Source organism: Pseudomonadota bacterium (genome assembly GCA_041395565.1).
In the GTDB taxonomy this organism is placed as follows: Bacteria; Pseudomonadota; Gammaproteobacteria; order UBA9214; family UBA9214; genus UBA9214.
This window is the reverse complement of sequence record JAWLAI010000002.1, coordinates 117631-134157: the sequence shown is the minus strand read 5'-3', so window position 1 is coordinate 134157 and position 16527 is coordinate 117631. Positions and strand designations below refer to the sequence as shown.

The following is a 16527-nucleotide window of genomic DNA, read 5'->3' as shown; positions in this document are numbered from 1 at the left end:
GCGGCATGGTCAAGGTCACAATGGACACCAGTATGGGTGTCATCAAGCTCGAGCTGGATGCCGGCAAGGCCCCGCTCACGGTCGCCAATTTCGTCGAATACGCGAAATCCGGTTTTTACGACAACACCCTGTTCCACCGCGTCATCCCCGGATTCATGATCCAGGGCGGCGGCTTCGATACCGACACGAAGCAGAAGACCACCCGGGCACCGGTCAGGAACGAGGCGAACAACGGCCTCAAGAACACGGCCGGCACCATTGCCATGGCGCGCACCTCGGACCCGCATTCGGCCACCGCGCAGTTTTTCATCAACACCGTGGACAACGCCTTCCTCGACTTCAAATCCGAAACGCCGCAGGGCTGGGGCTATGCCGTATTCGGCAGGGTCACCGAGGGCATGGACACCGTCGGCGGCATCGAGCAGGTCCGCACCGGCGTCAACTACGGCATGCGCGATTTCCCGGTCGAGCAGGTCGTCATACGCAAGGTCACCGTCGAGGAATAGCCGACGCCCGCGCCGCGCCATGCCGAGCACCTTGTTCATTTCGGATCTGCACCTGGATCCGGAACGGCCCGCAATCACCGACCTGCTGCTGAATTTCCTGCAGGCCCGCGGTGGGCGGGCGGACGCGCTGTATATCCTCGGCGACCTGTTCGAGGCCTGGATCGGCGATGACGATGACACCGAGCTGAACCGCGCCGTGTGCGCCGCGCTGGCGCGTTGCGCGGCAGCCGGAACGCCGGTTTTCGTCATGCACGGCAATCGCGACTTTCTGCTCGGCGCACGCTTCGCCAGTCAGTCTGGCTGTCGCCTGCTGGCGGATCCGGCACGCATCGACCTTTACGGCACCCCGACCCTGCTCATGCACGGCGACCTGCTGTGCACGGACGATCTGGAGTACCAGGCCTTCCGCCAGCAGGTGCGCAGTACAGCCTGGCAGGATGCGCTGCTGGCCCGCCCACTGGCGGAGCGTCGCGCCATCGCCAGCGAGATGCGCCGGAGCAGTCGCGCGCAGACGGCCGGCAAACCGGAAGCCATCATGGACGTCAATGCCGACGCGGTGACCGCGGCCCTGCGCGGGCATGCTGTGACCCGGCTGATTCACGGCCACACCCACCGCCCCGGCGTACACGAGCTGCAGCTCGACGGGCTAACCGCGCAACGCATCGTGCTGGGCGACTGGTACGACCGCGGCAGCGTACTCGAATGCACGCCACACGGCTGCGCCCTGGAGGTGCTGGAACCCGTTTCCTAGCGTGCGGCGGCCGCGGGGAATTTTGAGATAGGTGCTAGTGACCCGCGGTCGCGGCTGAGGGCAATAATGAGATAAGTACTAGTCGGCGCCGTAGCTGACACGCCGGTAGTCCGCCGGCAGCGTGAACAGCCCGGCATCGACCGCCACCCCGCCACGGAAATCCACCAGGGCCCGCCGGTAGCCGGCCCCGTCCCACTCCTGGATCGGCAGGCCATAGCGCAGGTAGCGGTCGGGCGCATAGACATAGCGCGCGAGGAAGCATGGTGTCTGTATTTCCTGCGGCACCGTCTGCAGGCTCTCGGCCTGGCGCCGGCCCAGCACCCGGGCATAGTCCGCCATACCGGCCACGGCTGCCTCCAGCAGTCCGGGCACGGCTGCGACGTGGTAACAGCTGGCACCGTTCGCGGTCAGGTCGACCAGCACGGCGGCATGGCCGGCGATGGCGGGCGCGTCCTGATCCGACGTCACCGCCGCATCCAGCACCAGGTCGTCGGGCAGGCCCGGCCCGGACTGCCGCGGGCGGATTTCGAGGATCGTGCGTTCATCGTGACTGACGCTGTACACCGTCCCGGCGGCACGATCGAGCAGGACGAAATCGCCCTGATCGTCGTCATCGTCGATCCGCAGATACGCCGACGAGACGGTGATCCGGACCGGATAGGGATCGGTGCCCGCCTCCTGCTCCTCGTACCAGAGCCGGTCGGCGACCGGCGTGGACGCCTCCTGCGCGGGCGCTGCTGCCGGGCCGGTCAGCGCCAGCATGACCACGAGTGTCCAGCCACATGCCGCATTGCCGTTCATGCCACCTCCCCGTCCAGCGCGTCCAGCATCTCGATCTCCCGCGCGTCAAAGCCTGCCGCATGCCGTGCCGCCGTGTTCAACGGTTTGCGGACCGGCCCGAGCCCGTATTCGCGCCACAGGCCGCGAAAGGTCTGCAGCGGGTCGAGCGCGCGCTGGCGGCAGAGAAACCTGTACCAGCGCGTACCGATGGCGACATGCCCGATCTCGTCGGCGAGGATGCGTTCCAGCACCTGTACGCTGGCGTGATCGCCCACCTGCCGGAGGCGTGCGATCATCCCCGGCGTGACATCCAGACCGCGCGCCTCGAGTACCCGCGGCACCAACGCCATGCGCACCAGCGCGTCATGCGCGGTCTTCCCAGCCATCTCCCACAGGCCGTCGTGCGCGGGAAAATCGCCGTAGTCATGCCCGAGCGCCCGCAGCCTGCCGCGCAGCAGCTCGAAGTGCAGCGCCTCCTCGCCGGCCACCTGCGTCCAGTCGCGGTAGAACTCAGCGGGCAAGCCCCGGAACCGGCATACCGCGTCCCAGGCGAGGTTGATGGCATTGAACTCGATGTGGGCCAGGGCATGCAGGAAGGCGGCCCGGCCCGACGGCGCGCCCAGCTTGCGCGCGGCCAGCCGGGTGTGGTGCACCAGCAGTGGTCGGCGCGGCCGGCCCGGGTCCAGCTGCGACGGCGGATCCGCGTCCGTGGGCAGTGCGCAGCCGCCCTGCATGCACAGCGCGGCCGCCCGCTGCGTCCGCGCAACCTTGTCCGTCGGCTCGATCGCCGCGAGACAGTCGCGGGCCAATGTCAGCAGATTTTCCATCAGGCAGTCAGTTTCAGGCCAATCACCAGGTCCGTCACGTTGGTGCCGGTCGGCCCGGTCACCAGCACATCGCCGGACGCCTGCAGGCAGGTCCCGGCATCCGCACGCCGCAGGGCTGCCACCGCATCCTGCCCGGCGGCCGCGGCGCGGCCTACCGTCGCGTCATCCACGATGGCACCCGCCGCCGGTGTGTTCCCGTCATCGCCGTCGGTTCCGGCAGCCAGCAGCAGTATATCCTGCCGGCCCTGCATGGCGAGCGCGGCGGCCAGGGCCAGGTGCTGATTGCGGCCACCCCGCCCCGCCGCCTGCGGCAACACGACCGTCGTCTCGCCGCCCCAGAGGTAACAGCCGGGCGCGGCGCGGGCGAGCTGCGCCACGATGTCGCGGGCGGCCGCGTCGGCCGGACCGGACAGCGCCCGGGACATGACCGTCGCAGGATAACCGAGCGCCGCGGCCTGTGCAGCGCCGGCCTGCAGTGCCTGCGACAGGTTCGCCAGCACATGGTGCGGCACCGGCGCGGCGGTGCATGGCGGGACGAGGTCGCGGGGCAGCGTCAGCCAGTCCGGCACAGCCGGCAGCGGGGTGTCGGGAGCGGCATCCGGCCACAGGGGGCCGGAGCCGATGACGGCCGGGTCGTCGCCTGGGACGTCAGATAGCAGCAGCACGCTGGTGGCATGCGCATCGAGCCGCTGCAGCAGACGGCCGCCCTTGAGCGCGGACAGCCGCTGGCGCACCCGGTTCATGGCGCGGATGTCGAGTCCGCTGCCGAGCAGCCAGCGGTTGGTGCGCTGCAGCAGCGCGAGATCGACACCGGCCGGCAACACCTCGACCAGGCTGGAGGCACCGCCGGAAAGGAGGAACAGGAGAGGCTGCTGCGGCGGCAGCTCTGCGATAAAACGCAGCAACCCGTCGCCCGCCGCAAGACTGCGGGCGTCCGGCAGCGGATGGCCGCCGGCGAGGCAGGTGATGCGGGCATCCGCCGCGAGTTCAGGATCGAAATGCCCGGGCTTGGTGATGAGCAGCGCGGCGCTCAGCCGGTCTCCCAGGACATCGTGCGCACCGGCCAGCATGGCGGCTGCGGCCTTGCCGACCGCGACGGCGGCGACCGTGCCGTGCGGCACCGTGGTCTCGAGGTGAAGCCGGACCACGGCGCGCCCGTCGACGCCGGCCAGGGCGGCACGGAAGATCGCCGCGAGATCCGCCCGTGCACGCTGTCGGTCGAGTGGGATCACGCCAGCCGGGCGGGCATTGCGCGTATGCCGCTCAGCGTGGCACGGCGGCGAAACCCCGCTCCAGATCGGCGCGCAGATCTTCGACCGCCTCGAGCCCCACCGCCAGCCGGATCAGGCCGTCGGAGATGCCCGCTTCCGCGCGCTGCTCGGGCGACAGGCGCCCATGGGTGGTGGTGGCGGGATGCGTGATGGTGCTCTTGGTATCGCCCAGGTTGGCGGTGATCGAGAAGATCCGCGTGGCATCGATGCAGGCCCAGGCGGCGCTCCTGCCGCCTTTCAGCTCGAACGACAGCACGCCGCCGTATCCCTGCTGCTGGCGCTGCGCCAGCGCATGCTGCGGGTGCGACACCAGACCCGGATGGTGTACCCGCGCCACGGCCGGCTGCCGTTCCAGCCATTGGGCCAGCGCCAGTGCGCTAGCGCAGTGTGCGTGCATGCGCAGCGCGAGTGTTTCCAGGCCCTTCAGGAACACCCAGGCGTTGAACGGGCTCATGCTCGGTCCGGCGGTGCGCAGGAAACCGTAGACCTCCTTGCCGACCTGCTCGGCGTTGCCGACCACGGCACCGCCGACGCAGCGACCCTGGCCGTCGAGGTACTTGGTGGCCGAATGGATAACGATATCGGCCCCGAGTTCGAGCGGCCGCTGCAGCGCCGGGGTGCAGAAGCAGTTGTCCACCGCCAGGATGCAATCGTGGGCGCGTGCCAGCTGCGCCAGCACCGCGATGTCGGCCAGCTCGGTGAGCGGGTTGGACGGCGTCTCCAGGAACAGCAGCCGGGTCTGCGGCCGGATAGCCGCGGCCCAGGCTGCCGGATCGGCGAGCGCGACGAAGCTCGTCTCGATGCCGAAACGCGCCAGATAGGTAGTGAACAGCACGGTCGTGGTGCCGAAGATGCTGCGCGAGGCCACGATGTGGTCCCCGGCCTTGAGCAGCCCGGCACAGGTGGCCAGGATCGCGGCCATGCCGGAGGCCGTCGCCACGCAGCGCTCGCCGCCCTCCAGTGCCGCCAGCCGTTCCTCGAAGGTGCGCACCGTCGGGTTGGTGAAGCGCGAGTAGATGTTGCCGGGCTGCTCGCCGGCAAAGCGCGCGGCGGCTTCAGCGGCGCTGGCGAACACATAGCTGGACGTCGGAAAGATCGGCTCGGCGTGTTCGCCCTCGCCGGTGCGGTGCTGGCCACCACGTACCGCACGGGTCTCGAACCGGTATTCATCGTATGACATGGCGCAGCATCCTCTCCTTCGGGCAGCAACAGCGATCGGCGGGCACAAAAAAACCCGCTTGCAGTACGCGAAAGCAGGTGCCGTCGCTTTAGCTGCATTTGTCAGGCGCCCGCAAGCTGAAATCAAATCGGCGCAGTCAGGCCAGACTAGTAGACGGCCGGCAGGCTGTCAACTCGGCGGGCCGCGTGTTCAGGCGGTGTTGTGGAGATCGATCACCTCGCCGTGCTTGTCGCGGCGTCCCTTTTTGGCGGCGTCGTTGCGCAGGTTCTGCAGGTCGTTCAGGTAATCACCGCTGACATCACCGGTCACGTACTCGCCGGTGAACACCGAATCGTCGAAGCGCTGGATCCGCGCGTTACCCTTGCCGACCGCCTTGACCAGGTCGTCCATATCCTGGAACACCAGCCAGTCCGCACCGATGGCCGCCCCGACCTCCTCCTCGCTGCGTCCCGATGCGATCAGCTCCGCGCTGCTCGGCATGTCGATGCCGTAGACGTTCTGGTAGCGCACGGGCGGTGCGGCCGAGGCGAAATAGACCTTGTTCGCACCGGCATCGCGTGCCATGTCGATAATCTGTGACGAGGTGGTGCCGCGCACGATGGAGTCGTCCACCAGCAGCACGTTCTTGTCGCGGAACTCGAGATCGATGGCATTCAGCTTCTGGCGCACGGACTTCTTGCGCTGCTGCTGCCCCGGCATGATGAAGGTGCGGCCGATATAGCGGTTCTTGATGAAGCCCTCGCGGTACTTGACCCCGAGGTTATTGGCCAGCTGCAGCGCCGAGGTGCGGCTGGTATCCGGGATCGGGATCACCACGTCGATATCATGACCGGGCCAGACCCGGCGGATCTTGTCGGCCAGCCGGTCACCCATGCGCAGCCGTGCCTTGTAGACGGAGACACCGTCGATGATGGAGTCCGGTCGTGCCAGGTAGACATATTCGAAGATGCACGGCGAGAGGATGGCCTGCCCTGCGCATTGCTGGCGATGCAACTGGCCGTCGAGCGTTATGAAAATGGCCTCGCCCGGCGCGACGTCGTCGATCAGCTCGAAGTCGAGCGCGTCGAGCGCCACACTCTCCGAGGCCATCATGTAGTCGGTCCCCTCCGCGGTCACGCGGCGTCCATACACCAGGGGGCGGATACCGCAGGGATCGCGGAACGCCACCACACCGTAGCCGGTGATCATCGCCACGGCCGCGTAGGCGCCACGACAGCGCCGATGCACCCCGGACACCGCCCGGAAGACGTCGTTCACGTCCATCCTCAGCTTGGCGTGTTGCTGCAGCTCGTGCGCGAACACGTTGAGCAGCACCTCGGAATCGGAATCGGTGTTGATCTGGCGCAGATCCTCCTGGAACACCTCCTGCTGCAGCTTGTTGGCGTTGATCAGGTTGCCGTTATGCGCCAGGCTGATGCCGTAGGGGGAATTGACGTAGAACGGCTGCGCCTCGGCAGAGGTTTCGCAGCCCGCGGTGGGGTAACGCACGTGACCGATCCCCATATTGCCCTGCAGGCGACGCATATGCCGGGTGTGGAAAACGTCGCGCACCAGACCGTTGTCCTTGCGCAGGTGCAGCCGGCCGCCCTCGCAGGTGATGATACCGGCGGCATCCTGGCCGCGATGTTGCAGCACGGTGAGACCGTCGTAGATCGCCTGGTTAACCGGGCTGTGCGCAACCATGCCTATGATGCCGCACATGCGGGTACCTCCGGATCGCCCCTGGCCGGACGGCTAGGCGTAGTTGATGTTGCTGGCAATCTCTTGCGGCAGGAAGTTGCGCATCCAGAGCGCGAAATCCTCGAAGTAGCCCAGGAACTGGGAATCCTGCCACCAGGAATCATGCGGGAACGGTGTCAGTCCGGCCAGCAACACCAGGATTGCGACAATGACACCGCCCCGCGCCACGCCGAAGACGATACCCAGCATCTTGTCGGTGCCGGTCAGGCCGGTGCGCGAGACCAGCTTGCTGGCGAGATAATTGACCACGGCGCCGAGCAGCAGCACGCAGATGAACAAGACGGCGAAGGCCGTGATCTTCTGTGCCGAGGCCAGCGTGATCCACTGCGACAGCCAGGCGGCGAACGGCTCGTAGAACGACATAGCTACCCACAGGGCCACCAGCCAGGTTGCCAGCGCCAGCGCTTCCTTGACGAAGCCGCGAAACAGACTCAGTACCGCCGAGAGCACGATCAGCGCCACGATCACGATATCAATCCAAGCTATAGCCATTTCGACCTCGCACTCCCGATTATAGGTGCTGTCCGCGCACCGTGCCCGGCCGCGGCAAAGCGTCATTTTAGCAGATTGGCGCCGGATATCGCCATGTTATCGTCATCCTGCGCCGGACAGCTCGATCACGATGCCGCGTTTGACCCGCTGTTCGCTGACGAGTTTCTGCAACAGCTTCTCGGCATCCTCGCGCGCCTGCAGCGGCCCGACCAGGACGCGATAACTGCTGCCCTTGGTGGTATCGGTCTGCTGCAGCCTGGCGCTGTAGCCGGCCTTGACCAGGCGCGCGCGCAGCCCGTCGGCATTCGCCTGCTGGCTGAAACTGCCGACCTGTGCATACCAGCCGTCTGCGGGTGTCGCCGGCGCCGGCGCGCGAGGCTCCGGCGGCGCGGCGGTAACGGCTGCCGCCGCAGCCGGGGTCGCCGGCTGTGCCGCCGGTGCAGACTCCGCCACGGCCGCGGGCGGCTCGCTGGCCGTTACCGCGCGCTCGAGCTGGGGTGGCGGCGGCGCTTCAGGCTCAGCGGCAGCCGTGGCCGGCCCGGCGGCGGGCGGTGCCGCACTCTCCGGCAGGGGCAGTTCCATGCCGGCCTGGAAATCCAGTGGCGGCGGCTGCGGGATGCTGTGATTGCGCGGTGGCCATTCGTTGCCCGGCCCCTCGAGGATGACGGGTATGAAGATGACGGCCAGGGCGACCAGCACGACCGCACCGACCAGTCTCTGCTTGAGTTGCTGCTCCATGAAGACCCCGTGACGTTCGTCGTTCCAACTGCGGCGGATCAGAGTCGGGAACTATACCGTACCGGCCCGCATTTCTCATCGGTCTGGCGGCAGGGACAACGGCCCGGCGAGCGCGGCGGCCACGGTGTGGAAGGAACCGGTCACCACGATCCGGTCCGAGTCCGCGGCGGCCGCCTGGGCAGCCGCCAGTGCGTCAGCGACACTGCCGTAGCGCTGCAGCGCGCGTGCCCGTCCCGGTTCGGCCAGCCGCTGCGTCAGCGCGTCCGCGTCGAGGCCGCGCGAATCCGCCAGGCCCGCCAAACACCAGCAGTCGACAATCCCCTCCAGCGCCCGGACGAATCCCGCGGCGTCCTTGTCCGCGAGTATACCGAGCACCAGCCAGGTCCGGCCGGCCACGGGGTTTTCCCGCAACTGGCCTGCCAGCATGGCCGCACCGTCCGGATTATGGGCCACATCGAGGATCAGCTGCGGGCTACCGGGCACGATCTGGAAGCGCCCAGCCAGCCGCACCGTGCTCAGGCCCGCCTCGATGGCCGCGCGACCGACGGGCAGACGTGAGCCGAGCAGCTCGGTCACGGCCAGCACCCCGGCGGCATTATCGAGCTGATGTGTTCCGCTCAGGGCCGGCAGCGGCAGGCGCTCCAGCCTGCTGTACCAGCCCGTCCAGTCCCAGCCGTCCCCGTGACGCCGGTGGCTGAACGCCTGTCCCAGGCACAGACAGCGCACGCCGAGGTCTGCGGCATGGGCGAGCAGACTCGCCGGTGGTGCGGGATCGCTACACACGGCCGGCCGGCCGGCCCGCAGGATGCCGGCCTTTTCCCGTGCGATGGCCGCACGGTCCGCGCCAAGCCAGGCGCTGTGATCGATACCGATCGCGGTGACCAGGGCGACGTCGGCAGCGATCGCATTGACGGCGTCCAGCCGACCACCCATCCCGACTTCCAGGATGAGGAGGTCGGGCGCCGCCTGCCGGAACAGCAGCAGCGCGGCCAGCGTGCCGAACTCGAAATAGGTGAGCGAAATATCTCCCCGCGCCTGGTCGACACGTGCGAACGCCGCGCACAGCGCATCATCGGCAACCTCGTGGCCATCGATGCGGATGCGCTCGTTGTAACGCAGCAGGTGCGGCGAGGTATAGGCGCCGGTGCGGTAGCCGGCACTGCGGTAGACCGACTCCAGCATGGCAACGCTGGAACCCTTGCCGTTGGTGCCCGCGACAGTGATAACCGGACAGGCGGGCTGCAGCAGATCCAGTGTCCGTGCGACGGCAGTTACCCGCTCCAGGCCCAGGTCGATGCTGCGCGGGTGCAGCTGTTCCTGCCAGGCGAGCCACTCGGCCAGGGTGTGGAAACGCGACATGTGTAACGCGGCGGTCGGGCGCCCGGCGGTTGATCACCGCCGGGCGGGCGCCTGGCATTCAGCCGGCGGCCACCGGCTGCCGGGTGAGGATGTTCAGCAGGCTGGCGATGCGATCGCTCATTTCGCGCCGATCGATGATCATGTCGATGGCACCGTGAGCCAACAGGAATTCGCTGCGTTGAAACCCCTCCGGCAGGGTCTCGCGCACGGTCTGCTCGATGACGCGCGGGCCGGCAAAACCGATCAGCGCGCGCGGCTCGGCAACGTTGATGTCGCCCAGCATGGCAAAGCTGGCCGACACGCCACCCATGGTCGGATCGGTGAGCACGGAGATATACGGAATGCCAGCCTCGGCAAGCTTGGCCAGCGCCGCGCTGGTCTTGGACATCTGCATGAGCGAAAACAGCGCCTCCTGCATGCGCGCCCCGCCGCTGGCAGAAAAGCAGATCAGCGGTCGTTTCTCCTTGATGCAGACCTCGACCGCGCGCACGAACCGCTCGCCGACCACGGCGCCCATGGATCCGCCCATGAAGCGGAACTCGAATGCCGTCGCCACCACCGGCAGACCGCGCAGGGTGCCCTTCATGGCGACCAGGGCATCGGTCTCGCCGGTCTCCTTCTGGGCGGCCGTCAGACGGTCGCGGTATTTCTTGCTGTCCTTGAATTTGAGCACGTCGACGGGTTCGATGCTCTTGCCGATTTCCTTGCCGGAATCATCGTCCAGGAACATCTTCAGGCGTTGCCGGGCACCGATGCGCATGTGGTGGCTGCACTTGGGGCAGACGTCGAAATTGCGCTCGAGCTCGGAGCGGTACAGCACCGCGCTGCAGCCGTCGCACTTTATCCACAGGCCTTCCGGCACCGTGCGCTTGGTGCCGCCGACGGTGCGGATCTTGGACGGGACGAGTTTACTGAACCAGCTCATGGCGCGGATTGTACATGGCGCGCTGCCGGGAGGAAATTCCGGACCACGCCTCAGCCCGCCGCATCGATGGCAGTGCGCATCCCGGCGACGGTCGCCGCCAGCTGCGCCGGGATGTCATGCGGCTTGTCGAGCAGCTCCGGGATCCTGCCGACCAGGGCGCTGCCCACGACGACCGCGTCGGCGACGGCCGCCACGCGCGCGGCGGATTCCGCGTCGCGGATGCCGAAACCGACGCCGATCGGCAGCTGCGTGAAACGGCGCAGCTCCTGTAGCTTGCGCTCCACCGCAGCGACGTCGAGCCGGTTGGCACCGGTGACGCCCTTGAACGAGACATAGTAGAGAAAGCCACCCGCCACCTCGCTGACCAGGCGCATGCGCTGCTCGGTGCTGGTCGGCGCCAGCAGAAAGATGGTATCGAGGTCGTGGCTGCGCAGTGCAGCCACCAGTTCGGTGGCCTCCTCCGGCGGCATGTCCACCGTCAGGATGCCGTCCACCCCGGCCGCTGCCGCCGCGGCGGCGAAATCCGCGTAGCCCCAGACCTCGATCGGATTGAGGTAGCCCATCAGGATGACGGGGGTGGACATGTCCTGGCGGCGGAATTCCCGCACCATGTCCAGCACCTGGTGCAACGTGACGTGATGTTCCAGCGCACGCTCGCACGCCGCCTGGATGACCGGCCCATCAGCCATGGGATCGGAAAACGGGACACCGAGTTCGAGCAGGTCGGCGCCCGCACCCACCAGTGCATGCAACAGCGGTACGGTGATATCCGGCTGTGGATCGCCGGCCGTGACATAAGGTATCAGCGCCTTGCGTCGGGCCTGTCCCAACCGGGTGAAGCAGTCAGCGATACGGCTCATATTTTTATACCTTCCAGTGCCGCCACGGTGTGTACGTCCTTGTCGCCGCGGCCGGACAGGTTGACCACGATGGTCTGATCCCGGTCCATGGCCGCCGCGAGTTTCACGGCATGCGCCACGGCATGACTGGATTCCAGCGCCGGCATGATGCCCTCGACCCGGGTGAGCTGGTGGAAGGCCCGCATCGCCTCGCTGTCGGTGACCGCGGCATAGCGGGCACGGCCGGTGTCTTTCAGCCACGCATGCTCCGGCCCGACGCCCGGGTAGTCCAGGCCGGCCGAGATGGAATGCGTCTCGATGATCTGCCCGTCCCGGTCTTCCATCAGGTAGGTGCGGTTGCCGTGCAGGACACCGGGTTTGCCGGCACACAGCGGCGCGGCATGCCGGCCGGTATCGATGCCGTCGCCGCCGCCCTCGACACCGTGCAGGGCGACCGTGGGATCGTCGATGAACGGGTAGAACATACCGATGGCATTGGAGCCACCGCCGACACACGCGACCAGCGCATCCGGCAACCGGCCGGTTCGCTCCAGCATCTGCTGGCGGGTCTCGCGGCCGATGACGGCCTGGAAGTCGCGGACCATGGCCGGGTATGGGTGCGGCCCGGCCACCGTGCCGATGATGTAGAAGGTGTTGTCGACGTTGGTGACCCAGTCGCGCAACGCCTCGTTCAGGGCGTCCTTCAGCGTCCTGGAGCCGGAACTGACCGCGACCACCGTAGCCCCGAGCAGGCGCATGCGGTAGACATTGATCGCCTGGCGCCGGATATCCTCCTCGCCCATGTAGACCACGCACTCCATGCCCAGACGCGCCGCCACCGTGGCCGAAGCCACGCCGTGCTGGCCGGCACCGGTCTCGGCGATGATGCGGGTCTTGCCCATGCGTTTGGCGAGCAGCGCCTGACCGACGGTATTGTTGATCTTGTGGGCCCCGGTGTGGTTGAGGTCCTCACGCTTGAGGAAGATGCGTGCACCGCCCACCTGCGCGGTCAGACGCTCGGCGAAATACAGCGGCGACGGCCGGCCGACGAAATGCGCCAGATCGGCGTCCAGTTCCGCCTGGAATGCCGGGTCCTGCAGGTTGCTACGGTACGCCGTTTCCAGTTCGTTCAGGGGCGGCATCAGGGTCTCGGCCACGAAACGGCCGCCGTAGATGCCGAAGTGGCCGCGGGCATCAGGCAAACTGCCGGGGCGTGTGGCCGTGCTAGCGGCCGGTGTCTGTTTCACTGCTTGCCACTCCTTTCATGAATGCGTTGATCTTCTCGGCTGATTTCATGCCCGGCGCCTGCTCGACGCCGCTGCTGACATCGACCGCATACGGCCGGGTTGCGCGGATCGCTGCCGTCACGTTGTCCGCGGACAGCCCGCCCGCGAGAATGAGGGGCGCCGGTGTCTGTGCCGGTACCCGGGACCAGTCGAAGGTTTCGCCGCCACCGCCGTGGGTGACGGGCTGCCAGGCGTCCAGCAGGAAGCCGGCGGCATCCGGGTACTGCGCCATCGTCGCGGTCGTATCCGCATCCGGCTGCATGGCGATCGACTTGATGAACGGCAGCCCGTAGCGCGCACAGTCCGCGTTACGCTCCTGACCGTGGAATTGCAGCAGACCCAGCGGCACCTGCGCAAGTACCGCGCGCACCACGGCCTCGTCCGCGTTCACGAACAGGCCGGTGACGGTAACGAACGGCGCCACCGAGCGGGCGATACGCCGCGCCATGGTCACCTCGACGTAGCGCGGGCTCTGCGGGTAGAACACCAGCCCCAGGGCGTCCGCCCCGGCGGCGATCACGGCCGCGGCGTCCTCCATCCGGGTAATGCCGCAAATCTTCACGCGCGTGCGCATCTTACCATCCAGGCTGCCTTCCTGCCTGGAGAATGTAACAGAATCCGTTATCCAATAGGGAGTTGTCGCATCAATTCGCGGCGAAGACCGGCAGCCAGCCGGTGTCCGGCAGCCCGAAGTGCGCGTCGTAGGCAACGCCGACCAGGTACAATCCGGCGGCCGGCGCATTGACCCCGCCCGCGGTCCGGTCGCGTGCCGCCAGCAGCTGTGCAGACCAGCCCGGCGCCTGTTCGCCGCGCCCGATCGCGATCAGCACCCCGGCAATCGTCCGTACCATGTGGTGCAGAAACGCGTTGGCGATGACATCGATATAGATGCACTGACCGGCGCGGGTGACATCCAGCCGGTAGATCGTCCGTCGCGGCGACCTGGCCTGGCAGGCGGCCGCGCGGAAAGACGTGAAATCGTGCTCGCCGAGCAGGTGCCTGGCCGCCAGCTGCATCGGTTCCAGGTGCAATGGCAGGCGTTCCCAGCACACCCGCTGGCGCAGGAGCGCCGGCGCCGCGGCGGTGTTCAGGATCGCATAGCGGTAATGGCGGCGCCGCGCGGAAAACCTGGCATGGAAGGCGTCGGTCGTGGGCAGCGCCCACTGGATGCGGATGTCGGCAGGCAGATTGGCGTTGGCGCCCCGCACCCAGTTATCGGGTGCGCGCGCGGCCGTGCTGTCGAAATGGATCACCTGCCCGGTCGCATGCACCCCGGTGTCGGTGCGGCCGGCGCATACCACCTGTACGGCATGGCTGGCCACGCGCGACAGCGCCTCCTCAACGGCGCCCTGCACGGTGCGCCCCGCCTCCTGGCGCTGCCAGCCGACGAACGCGGCGCCGTCGTACTCGATGCCCAGCGCAATGCGCATGTGAATCAGGGATACAACGCGATACAGACGCCCGGCGCCGGGGTTGCGCCGTCACGCAGCGGCAGCGGTTGCCGCTGGCTGCGCGGGCGGCTGCCGGCGGGCACCTCAGGCAATCTGGGCGAAGATCTTTTCAGCTTCCTGCTTCTGCGCCTGGTTGCCCTCTTCCATCACTTCCCCGAGGATGCTGCGGGCGCTCTCCTTGTCGTCCATGTCGATATAGGCACGGGCGAGATCGAGCTTGGTGGTGACCTCGTCCTCGTTGGCGAGCATGCCGTCGTAGCCGTCTTCCTCCGCCAGTGCGTCCAGCCCGAAATCGATCGTGTCCGGCTGATCGGTGACGGGAGGCCCGGCCGTCTCGAGCTCGAGGCCCAGCGCGTTGCTGCCCGCGCTCTCGGCAGCGCTCTCCATGCCGGAGAGATCCAGGTCGAAGTCGATGCCGTTGCCGTCATCGTCCGCCGCCGTCTCCGCGGGCGCGTCGACCGTAGCGCTGATGTCGATGCTGTGCTCGCCCACCGTCTCGGTCGCCGCGCGGCTGCCGTGCTCCGGCGCAGCCGCGCCGGCACGGTACAACGGGTTATCCGGGACCATGGTGTAACCCATACCCGCAACCTTGATCCAGCGCGGATCGTCCTCGTCGATGCCGGCGCGGAACTCGCTGGCGGCCTGCTCGAAGGCCACGGTGTTGCCGGCGAGGTGATGGACCTCCAGCAGCTTGAGCCTGACCTCAGCGTTGCCCGGTTCCCGCTGCAGGGCCGATTTCAGTACATCCTCCGCCTGCTGGATGCGGCCATAGGCCAGATAGACCTCGGCCTCCGTGACCGGATCGTTTTCACTCGCCTCGGTCGTCAGCAGGTCTTCCTCTTCTTCATCGTCGGCATGCTCGGCGGCCTGGTCCTCGACATCGAACACCGGCTCGGCCCAGTCATGCTTGCTGAGCGCTTCCCCGGCGGACAGCTGGCTGACCAGCGACATGTCGTCGTCGTAATCATCCGCGGCCTCGCGCCTGCGCTTGAGCAGCCACAATACGACGCCGAGCAACAGCAGCGCACCCAGCCCACCGCCCGCGAGCAGCGGATTGGCCATGACCCTGTCCACGATACCGGCGACGATGCCGCCCGGTGTCAGCTCGGCCGGGCGCGCGGCCGGCGTCGCGAGCACCGGCGCCGGCTCCACCGCGGCAGCGGCCTGTTCCGCGTCAGCGCCGGGCGTTGCGGCAACCGCTTCCTGGTCCGGCGTGGCTGCAGCGCTGGCATCATCCGTTTCCGCGAGATTGTTCTGCATGTTGGCCAGGGCATCGTCCTTCAGCTCCAGCAGGCGCTGCATGGTCTCGACCTGCGCCTCCAGTTCGTTGACGCGGGACTGCAGTTCCCGAGACTGGGCCTTGCCGGCCTCGACTTCCTCGGTAGCCAGCGCCAACTGCTGGGTCAGGTCCGCGCTGCCACCGGGTTTGCCAGCGGTCTCCGGGTCGCCGGGCATGGCAGCCCCCTCGACGGCATCGCCCTCCGGGGCGACCAGCTGCAGGCGCGCCGTACCCGTGGCGGCGGCTTCCCGCGCTGCAGCAGGTGCTGCGGCCGCGCCTTCCTGTCCGGTTTCCGCCAGCCACTCGCTGTGCTGGCGCTGGGTCTCGGCCAGGGCCTCACGCGCGCTGAAAGCCATGATCTCGTCACGCGCCGGCACCTTGAGCGTGGTTCCGGCCTTGAGCTGGTTCATGTTGCCGTTGACAAAGGCATCGGGGTTCGCCCGCAGCAGCGCGAGCATCATCTGGTGCATCGAAATGCCGGCGTCCGGCCGGACCCGCTCGGCGACCGACCAGAGCGTCTCGTTGCGGCGGATCGGTCCGTATTCGTCGGCCGCGGCCGGCGCGACCGGGACGGTCCGCGGGGTACTCGCCTGGCGGGCCGCAGGCGCCTGGACCGGCCGGACCGGCGCCGGCGCGACGGCCCTGGTCGCGGCCCGGGTGACCGGCGCGGCCGGTACCACGGGTGTGGCAGGCATGGTGACCGGCGGATCGATCAGTACCGTGTACTGCCGCAACAGCCGGCCGTTGGGCCATTCCAGCTCGAGCATGAATTCCAGATAGGGCTCACGCACGGGGTCGTCGCTGCTGACGCGAATCACGGCGTTGCCGGCGCTGCCCTGTTCAACCGCGAACTTGAAGTTCGCCAGTATCGGTGCCTTGGTCAGGCCGGCGCGCTGGTGGGCCTCGAGCGAGGCCAGCGACACCTTAATACTGTCTAGGGGAGTGCCGGCCGAGGATGTCAGGTCGATCATGGCCTGCATCGGCTGGTTCAGCGCCGACTGCATGGAGATCTCGCCAAGCCCGAGGGCAAACAACCGGGGTGATGTAACTATCAGCAGGGCCGCAACGACAGCCATCTTTCTGAACATACCTGGATCCCCTTT

The 16527-nt window shown here is 67.7% G+C and carries 16 protein-coding genes; 2 read left to right on the top strand and 14 right to left on the bottom strand.

The features are described 5' to 3' along the window. Positions 1-5: 5 nt before the first annotated feature. Together R3F42_00625 and R3F42_00620 are read left to right on the top strand one after the other, a co-directional pair. The gene (locus R3F42_00625) at positions 6-506 is read left to right on the top strand and encodes a peptidylprolyl isomerase (protein MEZ5540534.1); all 501 of its coding nucleotides are present in this window, start codon (positions 6-8) and stop codon (positions 504-506) included. 19 nt (positions 507-525) lie between these two features. Further along, on the top strand, positions 526-1257 hold the full coding sequence (locus R3F42_00620) for a UDP-2,3-diacylglucosamine diphosphatase (protein ID MEZ5540533.1): 732 nt from the start codon (positions 526-528) through the stop codon (positions 1255-1257). A 78-nt stretch (positions 1258-1335) separates the two neighbouring features. Here the strand turns inward: R3F42_00620 and R3F42_00615 are convergent, their stop codons facing one another. From R3F42_00615 to R3F42_00550, 14 genes are all read right to left on the bottom strand, one after another. Then, positions 1336-2058, bottom strand: a complete 723-nt coding sequence (locus R3F42_00615) for a hypothetical protein (protein ID MEZ5540532.1) — start codon at positions 2056-2058, stop codon at positions 1336-1338. Then, a complete protein-coding gene (locus R3F42_00610) occupies positions 2055-2864 on the bottom strand; it encodes a ferritin-like domain-containing protein (GenBank protein MEZ5540531.1) in 810 nt (269 codons plus the stop codon). Before R3F42_00610 ends, R3F42_00615 begins: the two co-directional genes overlap by 4 nt. After that, positions 2864-4096, bottom strand: a complete 1233-nt coding sequence (locus R3F42_00605; protein MEZ5540530.1) for a DUF4147 domain-containing protein — start codon at positions 4094-4096, stop codon at positions 2864-2866. Before R3F42_00605 ends, R3F42_00610 begins: the two co-directional genes overlap by 1 nt. 31 nt (positions 4097-4127) lie before the next feature. Next, a complete protein-coding gene (locus tag R3F42_00600) occupies positions 4128-5315 on the bottom strand; it encodes an O-succinylhomoserine sulfhydrylase (protein MEZ5540529.1) in 1188 nt (395 codons plus the stop codon). Positions 5316-5504: 189 nt separating this feature from the next. Next, on the bottom strand, positions 5505-7016 hold the full coding sequence (purF, locus tag R3F42_00595; protein ID MEZ5540528.1) for an amidophosphoribosyltransferase: 1512 nt from the start codon (positions 7014-7016) through the stop codon (positions 5505-5507). 33 nt (positions 7017-7049) lie between these two features. Then, positions 7050-7547 carry a CvpA family protein gene (locus R3F42_00590; GenBank protein ID MEZ5540527.1) on the bottom strand — a complete coding sequence of 166 codons (498 nt, stop codon included), beginning with the start codon at positions 7545-7547 and terminating at the stop codon, positions 7050-7052. Between the two features lie 102 nt (positions 7548-7649). Further along, positions 7650-8285 carry an SPOR domain-containing protein gene (locus R3F42_00585; GenBank protein ID MEZ5540526.1) on the bottom strand — a complete coding sequence of 212 codons (636 nt, stop codon included), beginning with the start codon at positions 8283-8285 and terminating at the stop codon, positions 7650-7652. A 75-nt stretch (positions 8286-8360) separates the two neighbouring features. Then, entirely contained in the window at positions 8361-9644 is a 1284-nt protein-coding gene (gene folC / locus R3F42_00580; protein ID MEZ5540525.1) for a bifunctional tetrahydrofolate synthase/dihydrofolate synthase, read from the bottom strand. A 58-nt stretch (positions 9645-9702) separates the two neighbouring features. Next, positions 9703-10569, bottom strand: coding sequence for an acetyl-CoA carboxylase, carboxyltransferase subunit beta (accD, locus tag R3F42_00575; GenBank protein ID MEZ5540524.1), 867 nt, complete (start codon positions 10567-10569; stop codon positions 9703-9705). Between the two features lie 50 nt (positions 10570-10619). After that, positions 10620-11429, bottom strand: coding sequence for a tryptophan synthase subunit alpha (gene trpA, locus R3F42_00570; protein ID MEZ5540523.1), 810 nt, complete (start codon positions 11427-11429; stop codon positions 10620-10622). Continuing rightward, positions 11426-12655, bottom strand: coding sequence for a tryptophan synthase subunit beta (gene trpB / locus R3F42_00565; GenBank protein ID MEZ5540522.1), 1230 nt, complete (start codon positions 12653-12655; stop codon positions 11426-11428). The genes trpA and trpB overlap by 4 nt, the downstream gene beginning before the upstream one ends. Beyond that, the gene (locus R3F42_00560; GenBank protein ID MEZ5540521.1) at positions 12633-13268 is read right to left on the bottom strand and encodes a phosphoribosylanthranilate isomerase; all 636 of its coding nucleotides are present in this window, start codon (positions 13266-13268) and stop codon (positions 12633-12635) included. Before R3F42_00560 ends, trpB begins: the two co-directional genes overlap by 23 nt. A 70-nt stretch (positions 13269-13338) precedes the next feature. Then, positions 13339-14124: a tRNA pseudouridine(38-40) synthase TruA gene (truA, locus tag R3F42_00555; GenBank protein MEZ5540520.1), complete on the bottom strand. Its 786-nt coding sequence runs from the start codon at positions 14122-14124 to the stop codon at positions 13339-13341. 105 nt (positions 14125-14229) lie between these two features. Continuing rightward, positions 14230-16512, bottom strand: a complete 2283-nt coding sequence (locus R3F42_00550) for a FimV/HubP family polar landmark protein (protein MEZ5540519.1) — start codon at positions 16510-16512, stop codon at positions 14230-14232. Positions 16513-16527 lie beyond the last annotated feature (15 nt).